A 12,302-nucleotide genomic window follows, 5' to 3' on the forward strand; every position below is an offset into this window, starting at 1 on the left:
GCGATGGGAGGGATCACGATGACCATCACGGTCGAGGCGACGCAGGACGGGCTGGGTTTCGACGGCGAGCCCACCGACGCCGCCGTCTGGGCGGCGATGCAGGCCGGCCCGGAGTTCGAGGCGCGGCCCGGCGGCACCCACCGCCCTGACGACGTCGAGGGGGGCGACGTCGAGGGGGGCGATGTCGAGGGGGGCGAGGAGGACAACGCCGACGGGGGCAGGGAGATCACGGCAGCCACCCGCGGCGCGGACGTCCTGAGCGGCGTGGGCCACACGGCTGCTGTGGGTACGGCAGCCGCCCCGGCTGTCGACGACGCCACGGCCACCCTGCGTCGGCTGCGGGCCTCGGTGGTCGCGGCCCACGCCTCGGCGATGCGCACGCAGGCCGCCCTGGCCGACCGGGCGCTGGCCGCGATGGCCGCCATCGCACCGCCCGGCGGCCGGATTCCGGCCGCCGTGGGTGATCGTGGTCGGGGTGGGCCGGGATGGGGCACCCCGGCGGTGGACCGGCCGGCCTGCCACGATACGGGGCTCCCCGGGCACGCGGGTGCCTCGGCGCCCGGCACTCCGCCGCGGCCCGCTCCCGCGATCGCCCCCGTCGAGATCACGGCGCCTGCCGAGCTGACGGTGGATGTCACCGTCGTGGCCCGGGACGCCGCGGCGATCGACGGTTGGGTGTCGCTGCCCGCCGTGGTCCGCCAGGCCCTGGACGAGGTGTTGCGCGGGTCGGCGCACCTGGCACCCCGGGGAGGGGGGCACTGGGTGCTGACCCGGGCGGCTCTGGTGACCAGCGGACCGCTGCCCCGGGTCGGGGACGAGCTGCGTGTTCAGGCCACCACCCGCATCGGGGCCCCCGGCGGGTTCGACCCGGCCACGGCGGAGGTCACACTTGCGCTGCGGGTCACCCGCGGCCCCGACGTGCTCCTGGAGGTCCTCGGCGGGGTGTTCCGGTGGCTCGCGCGGGACGGCGCGAGCCATGGCGGTCTCGCCGGGGCTGCCGGGTTCGCCGGCATCGAAGCGCCGGGGAACCCGCCCGGTTTCGCCGCCCTGGAGCCGGCGGGTGCTGCCTCCGGCTCCCGGGGCGCGCGCGGCTGGACGGAGGACGCGTTCAAACTGCCCGGCCGTACCACCCGCACCACCCTCGACGCCGGTGACCTGGACCGGCTGACGCGCGGTGACGTTGCCGGCGTCTTCGGCGCCCGCTACGACCAGCGGGGGGTGAACCCGTCGGTGCGGCTCGCCCCCGGCGGTCCGCTGGCCGCCGTGCCGGAGCTCGCGCCGCGGGGCGGCGCGGCCGGCCGGGGCCAGTTGCGGGCCTCGGTGAGCCGGCTGACCGGCCGCGTGGAGCACGACGGGCAGCCCGATCCGACCCACCTGGCCATCGCGGCGCTCACCGCCTCCTGGCAGGCGGTGAGTGTGTTCGCGATGGCCGCCGGTCTGCACCTGGTGATCGCGGATGCGCACCTCGACGTCGCGCTGCCCGACGAGCGGCTGGAACTCCCCGACGGGCTCGGCCGGCTGTCGATCGAGATCCACGCGCCCGGCCACGGTGCCGGGCCGGCCGTCGAGGCCGGTCTGGAGCTCGTGCTGACCGTCACCGACATCGACCTGGTGCCGCGGCCCTGGCTGCGCGGTGACATTGAGCTGCGGGACGCCCACGGGCCGGTCGCCACGATCCGCGGGATCGCCCTGGCCGTGCGGGAACGTCCGGGCACCCCCGTGGGTCCGGCGCACGGCGGCGTCCTGCCGGCCTTCCTCGGCCGCGTNGGCGCGACCGGAGAGTCGGCGCTGCTCGGTGAGCTGCAGATGTTCCACGCGGCGCGCGGCGACCTCGCCATCGCGCTCGGTCCCGAGTTCGCCTCCGCCGCGGGCCGGACGGTCTGCCGGCTGCCCGGCGGCGGCCTGCGGCTGGTGGACCGGGTCATGCGGGTGGACGGCGCGCGCGGTCAGCTCAGCGGCGGCGCGTCGATGATCACCGAGTACGACTCGCCGGCGGACTCCTGGTACTACACCGACAGCCCCAGCCCGACGATGCCGAACATCGTGCACATGGAGACATCGCTACAGTCGGCGCTCCTGCTGGGCTACTACCTGGGTGCGACCCTGACCGACCCGGCCAACGACTACGTCCTGCGCAACCTCGACGGCACGGCGACCGTCCGGCGCGAGGTGGACCTGGCGGGACGCACCATCCGGCAGCGTTCGACCCTGCTGTCCACGACCGTGCTCAGCGGCGCGATCCTGCAGAACTTCCAGTACGAGCTGTTCCTCGTGCCGGTCGACGGATCCGGATCGCANGGGTCCGGCCGTGACGGCGATGACCGTGACGGCGAGCCGTTCTACGTCGGTGAGTCGTTGTTCGGCTTCTTTACCCAGCGGACGCTGGCGAACCAGAACGGTCTCGATCAGGGCGCGTTCGTGCCGACCTGGCTGGAACGCACCAACCCGGCGCAGGCGGACCGGCGGNCCATCGACGTGGCCGCCCGGCGGGCCGCGAACGCGCCGCTGTGCGCCCAGGGCGCCATGGCCCTGCTCGACCAGATCACGGTGGTGGACGGCGGCGGCGACTTCGGCCGCGGTTACCTGCACGCCGTCCGCCCCACGAGCCCGGACGACTGGTTCTTCGCGCGGCACTTCTGGCTCGACCCGGTGATGCCCGGCTCGCTGGGTGTCGAGGCCGTCATCCAGGCGCTGCAGGAGTGGATGGTCCAGGAGGGCCTGACCGACGACCTCGTCGAGCCGGTCTTCGTCGTGCCGGCCGGGCTGCCGATGAGCTGGCGCTACCGCGGCCAGATCCGCCCGGATGACGGGGAGATGACGCTGGAGGTCCACATCAAGGACGTCCGCCGCGACGGTGCCCGGGCACGGGTCGTCGCGGACGCCAGCGTCTGGAAACCCGGTATGCGTATCTACGGACTGACCGACATCGCCGCCGAAGCGCGCGGTAGAGGAGCGCAATCATGGTGACGACGACAACGACGGTCCGTGGCGCGCCGGCGACGCCGCGCCCTGGATCGGGCGGGCCGCGGCTCGCGCGATCCGCCCAGGAGATCCACGACCTGCTCGCCCGGCTGGACGCGCCCTGCGTCGTGGTGAGCGAACAGGGCGGCGCGATCGCGGCCACCGACGACCCGGCGAGCCTGCGCGCGGCGGGGGCGACGGTGCTGGCTGTGGCGCCGCCGGCCCGCCCCGAGCGGCTGGGAGCCGCGTCCTTCCTGACCGACTACGGGGTGCGTCAGCCCTACATGACCGGCGCGATGGCGAACGGCATCGCTTCGCCGGAGCTGGTCGTGGCGATGGCACGGGCGGGCTTCCTCGCCACGTACGGGGCGGCCGGCGTGCTGCCCGACCGGATCGACGACGCGCTTGGGCGGATCCGCCGTGAGCTCGGCCCGGCGCCCTTCGCCTGCAATCTGATCCACAGCCCGAACGAGCTGGAGCTGGAACGGGCCATCCTGGCCGCCTGCCTGCGCCACGGGGTGACCTGCGTGGAGGCGTCCGCGTTCCTGGAGCTGACCCCGCAGATCGTCGCCTACCGGGCCGCGGGGCTGCGGCCGGGCGGCGCTGGCGGCGTACACGTCGGGCACCGGGTGGTGGCCAAGGTCTCCCGCGGGGAGGTGGCCGAGCTCTTCCTGCGCCCCGCCCCGGACGCGCTGCTGCGCCCGCTGGTGGCGGATGGCACCCTGACCGCCGAGCAGGCCGCGCTCGCCCGCACGGTGCCGATGGCCGACGACATCACCGTCGAGGCGGACTCCGGCGGCCACACCGACCGCCGGCCGCTCCCGGTCCTGCTCCCCGAGATCATCGCGGTGCGCGACCGGATCGCCGCCGAGCTCGGCTACCGCCGCCCGCCGAGAGTGGGAGCCGCGGGTGGCATCGGTACGCCATCGGCGGTGTTCGCCGCGTTCGCGCTCGGCGCCGCCTACGTCGTCACCGGTTCGGTGAACCAGGCGTGCGTCGAGTCCGGTCAGTCGGCGGCGGCGCGGGCGTTGCTGGCGAAGGCGGGCCCGAACGACATCGACATGGCGCCGGCCTCCGACATGTTCGAGATCGGCGCCGAGGTGCAGGTCCTGCGCCGCGGCACGATGTTCGCCGGGCGGGGCCGCCGGCTGTACGACCTCTACCGCGCCCACGACTCCCTCGACGACCTTTCGGCGGAGGATCGGGACTGGCTGGAGCGTTCGGTCCTGCGCCGGTCCGTGGACGAGGTATGGGCTGACACCGTCGACTACTTCAGCCGGCGCGACCCGGAGCAGATCGAACGCGCGCAGGCCAACCCGAAGAGACGGATGGCGCTGGTGTTCCGCTGGTATCTCGGGCTGTCCTCGGGCTGGGCGATCTCCGCCGCGCCCGACCGGATCACCGACTACCAGATCTGGTGCGGCCCGTCCCTGGGCGCCTTCAACACCTGGGCGGCCGGCAGCTACCTGGCGGACGTCGACCGGCGCAGCGCGGTGGACGTCGCGGGTGAGCTGATGCTCGGCGCCGCCTACACCGGGCGGGCCGCGGCANTGCGGTTCGCCGGGGTGCGGCTGCCGGCGCGGGCTGCCGCCTACCGACCGCCGGCCACGCGCGAGAGCTCGCCGGCGCACCGGTACGTTCTGACGGCGGGTGCCCGGTGACCGCGCCCACGACCGCGCCCGGGGCCACCGCTGGCACGCCCGTGCCCGTGCCAGCCGTCGAGGCGGAGTCGACCGCGGACCGCCTCGCCTGGCATCTGTGCGGGGGATGCCGGACCCTTCTCTATGGCAAGCGGTTCCTCGCAGCCAACCGGGTCTGCCCGGAGTGCGGCTGGCACGCGCCGCTGACGGCCCCGAGCCGGCTCGCCCAGCTGCTGGACCCGGGATGGTCCGAGCTGGCGACGCCCGTGCCCGCGGATCCCGATCCGCTGCGCTTCACCGATTCGGCCCCCTATCCGGACCGGGTGCGCCAGGCCCGCGAGCGGACCGGACTGGCCGAGGCGGTCGTCTGCGCGCGGGGACGCATCGACGGCGCCGAGGTGATCGTCGCGGCGATGGACTTCCGTTTCCTGGGCGGCAGCCTGGGATCGGCCGTCGGCGAGGCCATCACCCGGGCGGGCGAGTTGGCGTTGGCCGAGCGCACACCGCTGGTGATTGTGACCGCCTCCGGCGGTGCCCGCATGCAGGAAGGCCTGCTGTCGCTGATGCAGATGGCCAAGACGAGCCAGATGCTCGGCCGGCTCGACGAGGCGGGCGTGCTCACCGTGGCACTGATCAGCGACCCGACGTTCGGGGGAGTGGCAGCCTCCTTCGCCACTCTTTGTGATGTTATCGTCGCCGAGCCGGGTGCCCGCCTCGGGTTCGCCGGTCCCCGGGTGATCGAGCAGACGATCCGCCAGAAGCTGCCGCCCGGCTTCCAGACGGCGGAGTTCCTGCTGAACCACGGAATCGTGGACATGATCGTTCCCCGTGGCGACCTGCGGGCCGCGCTGTCCCGGCTCCTGCGCGTCGCCACCGGCGTTCATGAGGTGGCCGAGGGCGCCACGGCCGAGGGCGCCACGGCCGAGGGCGCCACGGCCGAGGGCGCCACAGCCGAGGGCGCCACAGCCGGGGGCGGCCTGTCCGACGGGCATGACGGAGCCGAGCGGGTGATCACCGAGGTGCTCCACCTGCCCGTCCGTCATCCCTGGGACGCCGTGCGGCAGGCCAGGGCGCTCGGGCGCCCGACCACTCTCGACCTGATCTCGCTTCTGCTGGACGACTTCAACGAGCTGCACGGCGACCGGGCCTCCGCCGACTGCCCGGCGATGGTCGCCGGTCTCGGCCGGTTGGGCGGAGTCGGGCTGGCCGTGATCGGTACCCAGAAGGGGCACACGGTCGCGGAGCTCAGCGAGCGGAACTTCGGCATGCCCAGTCCCGCCGGGTACCGCAAGGCGGCGCGGGTCATGCGGCTGGCGGCCAAGCTCGGCCTGCCGGTGGTCACCTTCATCGACACCGCCGGCGCCCATCCCGGCGTCGAGGCGGAGGAACGGGGACAGTCGGTCGCGATTGCCGAGAACCTGCGCCTGATGGGGGCGCTGCCCGTTCCGGTTGTCGCCGTCGTCACCGGCGAGGGCGGCAGCGGCGGGGCGCTGGCGCTCGCGGNCGCCGACCGGGNGCTGATGTGCGCGAACGCGGNGTACTCGGTGATCAGCCCGGAGGGATGCGCGTCGATCCTCTGGAAGGACGCGACCGCCGCGCCGAAGGCTGCCGAGGCGCTGCGCGTGGACGCGCGTCAGCTGCTGGAGCTCGGGATTGTCGACGGGGTCGTACCCGAGCCTGACGGCGGTGCCGCGGCCGATCCCGTCCACGCCGCGGCGCTCGTCGGTGCCGCACTGCGCGCGACGCTGGCGACGCTGGGACTGGCCGGCCCGGAGGAGCTCGTGTACCGGCGGTGGCTGCGCTTCCGTCGCTTCGGCGCGGNGGCGGGNGAGCCGGCCGGCGCGTCACCCCCNNNNCGCCCGGGCAACTCCGAACACCCGGGACACTCCGAACACAGGGAGCAGAGTTCATGAGCACGACTGTGGCAGCGCGCCGCTCCGGCGCCGTCTCCTCCAACGGAAACCGGGCGGTCGACGATCCGGGCACGGCGCCGGGATGGTCGACCGCCGCGTCCGGCCCGCTGTCCGCCATCGACGCGGCGGACGTCGACACCGTCCTGGCCGCGGTGCAGCACCATGCCCTTGCCCTGTACGCGAACGCGGTGCGGCCGCCGTCGCACCTGCGGGTGACCGCCGGCGACATCGTCGTGGAGCTGGCCTGGACCGACCTGGCCGAGCTCGGTGACGACCGGCGCGAGCCCGTCCAGGCGACGGCGCCGCCGCGTCGTCATCCGGTTCCCGCGCCTCGCTCCGTTCCTGGTGGCGCTGTTTCCGGTGGCGCTGTTTCCGGTGGCGCCGTTTCCGGTGGTGCCGTTCCCGGCGAGGCCGCGCCGGTCGAGGAGCGGCCGGCGGACTCGTCGACCGCCGGTGGTGACGCTGGCCTGAGCTACGTCACCGCGCCGAGCGTCGGGGTCTTCTACTACGCTCCCGAACCCGGTGCGCGGCCGTTCGTCCGGGTCGGGGACACCGTGAAGGCCGGGCAGCAGGTCGCGATCCTCGAGGTGATGAAGCTGATGATCCCCATCGAGGCGGACACAGCCGGCCGGATCGTCGAGGTGTGCCAGCCCGACGCGACATCGGTCGAGTACGGCGAACGGCTGATCGCCATTGATCCGGACGCCCGCGGCTGATGGTCACCACCGTCCTGATCGCCAACCGGGGCGAGATCGCTCTGCGGGTCCTGCGCACCTGCCGGGAGCTCGGCCTGCGCACCGTCGCCGTCTACTCGGCCGACGACCGCGGCAGCATGGTGACCCGGCTCGCCGACCGGGCCGTCCAGATCGGTCCGGGCCCCGCCGGCCGCAGCTACCTCAACATCCCGACGATCATCGAGGCCGCCCGGCTCGCCGGCGCGGACGCCATCCATCCCGGATACGGATTCCTTTCCGAGAACGCGGACTTCGCGGAGGTCTGCGAGTCCGAGGGCATCACCTTCGTCGGACCGCCCGCCTCGGTCATGGAGAAGCTCGGGGACAAGGCCGTCGCCCGCTCGCTGATGGTTGCCGCGGGCCTTCCGCTGCTGCCCGGAAGCCACACCGCGATCGACCACGCGGACGAGGCAGAGGTGTTCGCCGACAGGATCGGCTATCCCGTGATCATCAAGGCCGCCGCCGGCGGCGGCGGTCGGGGGATGCGCATCGTCGAGCAGCCCGAGGAGTTCCTGCGCGCCTACACCGAGACCCGGGCTGGCGCGCAGGCCGTCTTCGGCGACGGGCGGGTGTACGTCGAGCGGTACCTGCCCTCGGCCCGGCACGNGGAGATCCAGGTGCTCTGCGACCAGTACGGCAACGGCGTGTACCTGGGGGCCCGGGACTGCTCGGTGCAGCGGCGCCACCAGAAGCTCATCGAAGAGACGCCGGCGCCCTGCCTGCCCGCGGACCTCATCGAGGAGATGGGGCGGGCCGCGCTGCGCGGGGTCGCCACGGCGGGCTACGTCGGCGCGGGCACCGTCGAGTTCCTGGTCGACCCGGCCGGTGCGTACTACTTCATGGAGGTCAACTGCCGGCTGCAGGTGGAGCATCCGGTGACGGAGATGGTGACCGGCATCGACCTCGTCGCCGAGCAGTTCCGGATCGCCGCGGGGGAGAAACTCGACCTCACCCAGGACGCGGTCGTCCCGCGCGGCGTCGCGATCGAGTGCCGCGTCAACGCCGAGGACCCGGTCCGGGGATTCGCCCCCGCGCCCGGAACGCTCACGGAGTGCCATTTCCCCGGCGGGCCCTTCGTCCGGGTGGACAGCCACGCGCACCCCGGCTACCGGATACCGACCCGGTACGACTCCCTGCTGGCGAAGGTGGTCGCCTGGGCGCCGGATCGCGACGGCGCGGTCCGGCGGATGCGCTCGGCCCTGTCAGAGCTGCGCATCGAGGGACCGGGCGTGGCCACGACCGTGCCCTTCCTCCTGCGGGTGCTCGACGATTCCCGGTTCCGGACCGCGACTCACGACNCCTCTCTCGTCGCCGCGCTCACCTCGACCGGCTGACCAGAGTTCTCTACGCAGAGTTGTGGAGGGTTGAGTACGGTCTGACGCCGCCAGACCGTACTCAACCCTCCATGTTTCCCCGGCCAGGCCGGGGTGGGCCATGCCGGGCCGGGTTATCCACAGATCGTGGTAGGTCCTGGCGCCGCCGCTGATCGGCGGGNGNGTCTGTGACGGCGACAGCAGGATCATGCTCGGTGGCGGCAAGGGTGCGTTCGGCGTGGCGCAGGACGGGCGCGTCGACCATCCGTCCCTCGAAGGAGAACACGCCGGCGGAGTGCGTCGCCGCGTCGAGTACCCGCCGCGCCCACGCCACCTCGTCGGCGGACGGCGCGAACGCCTGCCGCACGGCCGCGACCTGCCTTGGGTGGATACACGCCTTCGCCGCGAAGCCGCTCGCGACGGCGTCACGAGCCTCGGCCGCGAGGCCGTCGACATCGGCGATGTCCAGGTACACGGAGTCGACGGCGACCCGCCCGTGCGCTCCGGCTGCCAGCAGGACGCTCGCCCGGGCATGCAGGGCGACGCCCCGGTAGCGGCCGGCCTCGTCCCGGCTCGACCGGCCACCCAGCGCGGCGACGAGATCCTCCGCGCCCCACATGACGCCGATGGTGGTGGGAACGGCCGCAATCTCGGCCGCGGCGAGCACGCCGCGCGGTGTCTCGCACAGGGCGACGACCCGGCGCGGCCCGACGGCGGCGACCTGCTCGGCGGACTCCGTCTTGGCCAGCATGACGACGGGATAGGGCGTGTCGGCGAGGGCGCGCAGGTCCTCGTCGTAGTCGGCGGTCCCGGCGGGGTTGATCCGGATGATCGTCCGCAGTGGGTCGAGGATGCTCTCCCGCAACGCGCGCCGTGCCCGCGGCCGGTCCGCCGCCGCCACGCCGTCCTCCAGATCGAGGATGACCCCATCGGCCGCGGCGGCCGCCTTGGCGAATCGGTCGGGCCGGTCCGCGGGGCAGAACAGCAACGCCGGGCCGGGCAGCTGCCCGATCACCGGTCCGCCGCCCGGCGCAGCATCAGCGCGGACCGTACCGCCACGGCTACCACGTCACCGTGCTGGTTGCGCGCGGTGTGCTCGAAGGTGACCACCCCCTGCCCGGGTCGGCTGCGGGAGAGCCGCTTGTCGCGTACCACGGTCTCGGCGTAGAGCGTGTCGCCGGGGAACACCGGTGCGGGGAAGCGGATCTCGGTGAATCCGAGGTTGGCCACGGTCGTTCCCTGGGTCAGCCGGCTCACCGACAGGCCGACCAGCGTCGCGAGGGTGAACATGCTGTTGACCAGCCGAGTGCCGAAGGTCTGGGTCGTGCTCCATGCCTCGTCGAGGTGCAGCGCCTGGGTGTTCATCGTCAGCGTGCTGAACAGGGTGTTGTCGGCTTCGCTCACGGTCCGCCCGGGCCGGTGGACGTAGACGACGTCGGTCTCCAGCTCGTCGAACCACAGCCCCCGTTCCTCGACGCGCCGACATTCTCGCTCGGTCCGCTCGGTCCGCTCGGTCCGCGGGGGAGGGGATGCCCCTGCCTCCATCGGTGCCTCCCTCGATCGACTCCCGTCGCCGGCCGCCGGTGTTCAGCGGCCGAGATGGCAGGGGTAGGGTAACCCGTGTTGTGCTGGCCGTGGGTGAAGGTTCATCACCCCTTCCGGGGGCGTTCCGGTCGACCCGATAGCTTCCGGACGTCCGGAGTGCGGGTGGCGGGCCGTCGGCCCGATGAATCGCCGTCCCCGGAAAAGAACCGTGCGGTCCTCGTGGTGAAGGAGCCCGGCAATGCGGCACCGCAGGCTTTTGTTGGCACTGGCCGTGGGTACGCTGACCGCGTCCGTGTCGATCCCGATCTCGGCGAACGCGGCCACCCCGCTCGGCGCCGGGACCGGGACCGCTCCGTCTACGATCGCCGTGATCGGCGACATCCCCTACGGCGCCGCCAAGATCGCCGAGTTTCCCACCGACATCGGCAAGATCAACGCCGATCCCGACGTTTCGCTGGTCGCGCATCTCGGCGATATCAAGAACGGCAGCAGCGTCTGCTCGGACTCGTACTTCGCCACCATCAAGTCGGATTTCGACCAGTTCCAGGATCCTTTTGTCTACACCCCCGGCGACAACGAGTGGACCGACTGCCACCGCGCGAACAACGGTGGTTACAATCCTCTCGAACGTCTCGGAAAACTGCGTCAGGTGTTCTTCCCTGTCCCAGGCCGGACCCTCGGCGTGAACGCCCGGCAGGTCACCAGCGAATCCGCGGACCCGGCCTACGCGCCCTTCGTGGAGAACACCATGTGGACCCAGTCCGGTGTGGTTTTCTCGACACTTAACGTGCAGGGCAGCAACAACGACCTCGTCCCGTGGTTCGGGGTGACGCCGCTGTCCGCGGAGCAGCGGAAAGAGTATTCTACCAGGCTTGACGCGGACCTTGAGTGGATCAACGAGGCGTTCAACGTCGCACGCCGGACCGGGGCGCCGGGGGTCGCGCTGCTCATGCAGGCCGATATGTGGGACACCAGCGCGCTGGCCGCCGGTGGAGACGGGCTGAGTGGCTTCGATCCCATCGTCAAGCGGATCGGGACCCTCGCCGAGCATTTCGGTAAGCCGGTGCTCATCCTGCAGGGTGACTCGCACAACTTCCGGGTCGACCACCCGTTCACGAGCACGGACCCGCTCTACGGCATCCACCCGCTGGCCCCGAAGACCCTGCAGGCTCCCAACGTGACCCGCGTCGTCGTCGATGGCAGCGCTCAGGCGAACGACTACCTGAAGCTCACGATCAACCCGGCTGCCCCGGGCGTCTTCAGCTGGACTCGCGTCAACTACTGAGGGAACGAATCCTCCCACCGGCCGGGGCCGTTTCGCGGTCCCGGCCGGCCCCGGAGCCGATGAGACCGACCCGTCGGGGTGCGGTGGCTGTCGTCGGTTCCGGGCAGAAGGCGCTGATGGCCGGGGTGCCGGCGCTCGCGGCGGTCTCCGCGCTCTCGACGCTCGCGGTGGACCTCGCCGAGGAGGCGGGGATGACGCTCGCTGGGTTCGTGCGCGGTACGTCGATGAACCTCTACACCGGCGCGCACCGGGTGGTACTGGGCTGACCCCGGCTCAGTACCACCCGGCTCAGCCGCCCCGGTCGGACCGGGTGCGCCGTTCTGGACGAGCGGAGGGGAGGCGGTTACCGGCACAGAGGCCGGTACGCGAGATCGGGGGNGNATCTTTGCCACTGATCCATCGGTGATGGTGGTCGTGACGGAGCCGCACAGCGCGTGGGCGATCTCGTCCCGTTGCATCGTGATGATCGATAGCGCTCATCACCTATGCCGCCTCGCCTCTCGGCGAGGCACCCCCGGTCTGACCGGCCGTGGCCGTGCCGGGTTCCCGCTTCCCAGCCACCNGCCCGCTNGCGCGGGTCTTNNGGTCGGCTCCACGGGCGTTTNCCGTCTCCGGTGNACTGGCGGCGACGAGGTGGTGCAGGTTGATCGCGGCGTTGTGGTCGCGGTCGAGTACCAGCCCGCAGGACTGGCAGGTGAANGTGCGCTCGGACAGCGTCAGGCTTGGGTTTCGCCAGCCGCAGCCGGAGCAGGTCTTCGAGCTGGGATACCAGCGGTCGGCGACGACGAGCGTCGATCCGTACCAGCGGGTCTTGTAGGCAAGCTGCCGGCGGACCTCGGCCATGCCGGCGTCGGCGACCGCGCGGGCGAGCCGCCGGTTACGGACCATCCCGGCGACGTGCAGATCTTCGA

Annotated in this window: 9 protein-coding genes and 1 pseudogene; 7 read left to right on the forward strand and 3 right to left on the reverse strand. The window is 72.6% G+C overall.

What is annotated here, in order from left to right; translation table 11 throughout:
• The first annotated feature begins 18 nt into the window (after positions 1 to 18).
• From CED_RS14100 to CED_RS14120, 5 genes are all read left to right on the forward strand, one after another.
• Complete coding sequence (locus CED_RS14100; protein ID WP_152569757.1) at positions 19 to 2,967, forward strand: beta-hydroxydecanoyl-ACP dehydratase; 2,949 nt, start codon at positions 19 to 21, stop codon at positions 2,965 to 2,967.
• Positions 2,961 to 4,622, forward strand: a complete 1,662-nt coding sequence (locus CED_RS14105; RefSeq protein WP_035911331.1) for a PfaD family polyunsaturated fatty acid/polyketide biosynthesis protein — start codon at positions 2,961 to 2,963, stop codon at positions 4,620 to 4,622. The genes CED_RS14100 and CED_RS14105 overlap by 7 nt, the downstream gene beginning before the upstream one ends.
• The gene (locus CED_RS14110) at positions 4,619 to 6,514 is read left to right on the forward strand and encodes an acetyl-CoA carboxylase carboxyl transferase subunit (RefSeq protein WP_035911334.1); all 1,896 of its coding nucleotides are present in this window, start codon (positions 4,619 to 4,621) and stop codon (positions 6,512 to 6,514) included. The genes CED_RS14105 and CED_RS14110 overlap by 4 nt, the downstream gene beginning before the upstream one ends.
• Complete coding sequence (locus CED_RS14115) at positions 6,511 to 7,230, forward strand: acetyl-CoA carboxylase biotin carboxyl carrier protein subunit (RefSeq protein ID WP_051623880.1); 720 nt, start codon at positions 6,511 to 6,513, stop codon at positions 7,228 to 7,230. Before CED_RS14110 ends, CED_RS14115 begins: the two co-directional genes overlap by 4 nt.
• Entirely contained in the window at positions 7,230 to 8,582 is a 1,353-nt protein-coding gene (locus CED_RS14120) for an acetyl/propionyl/methylcrotonyl-CoA carboxylase subunit alpha (protein WP_035911337.1), read from the forward strand. The genes CED_RS14115 and CED_RS14120 overlap by 1 nt, the downstream gene beginning before the upstream one ends.
• 61 nt (positions 8,583 to 8,643) lie before the next feature.
• Here the strand turns inward: CED_RS14120 and CED_RS14125 are convergent, their stop codons facing one another.
• Complete coding sequence (locus CED_RS14125) at positions 8,644 to 9,576, reverse strand: CoA ester lyase (protein WP_035734039.1); 933 nt, start codon at positions 9,574 to 9,576, stop codon at positions 8,644 to 8,646.
• Positions 9,573 to 10,106 carry a MaoC family dehydratase gene (locus tag CED_RS14130; RefSeq protein WP_011437311.1) on the reverse strand — a complete coding sequence of 178 codons (534 nt, stop codon included), beginning with the start codon at positions 10,104 to 10,106 and terminating at the stop codon, positions 9,573 to 9,575. Before CED_RS14130 ends, CED_RS14125 begins: the two co-directional genes overlap by 4 nt.
• 238 nt (positions 10,107 to 10,344) lie before the next feature.
• Between CED_RS14130 and CED_RS14135 the strand changes: the two genes are divergently transcribed.
• Positions 10,345 to 11,391, forward strand: a complete 1,047-nt coding sequence (locus CED_RS14135; protein WP_011437310.1) for a metallophosphoesterase — start codon at positions 10,345 to 10,347, stop codon at positions 11,389 to 11,391.
• A 104-nt stretch (positions 11,392 to 11,495) separates the two neighbouring features.
• Positions 11,496 to 11,657 (forward strand): annotated as a pseudogene (locus CED_RS14140) (formate dehydrogenase accessory sulfurtransferase FdhD); the annotation flags it as partial.
• A 217-nt stretch (positions 11,658 to 11,874) separates the two neighbouring features.
• Here CED_RS14140 and CED_RS14145 read toward each other — a convergent pair.
• The coding region (locus tag CED_RS14145; protein ID WP_035911361.1) for an RNA-guided endonuclease TnpB family protein at positions 11,875 to 12,302 on the reverse strand (428 nt) is incomplete at its 5' end.

The organism is Frankia sp. CeD (assembly GCF_000732115.1).
Lineage (GTDB): Bacteria > Actinomycetota > Actinomycetes > Frankiales > Frankiaceae > Frankia > Frankia casuarinae.

Excerpts from the sequence above, each read along its gene's own strand:
- CED_RS14115 (WP_051623880.1), top strand. The coding sequence starts at position 6,511 with ATGAGCACGACTGTGGCAGCGCGCCGCTCCGGCGCCGTCTCCTCCAAC.
- CED_RS14130 (WP_011437311.1), bottom strand. The coding sequence starts at position 10,106 with ATGGAGGCAGGGGCATCCCCTCCCCCGCGGACCGAGCGGACCGAGCGG.
- CED_RS14135 (WP_011437310.1), top strand. The coding sequence starts at position 10,345 with ATGCGGCACCGCAGGCTTTTGTTGGCACTGGCCGTGGGTACGCTGACC.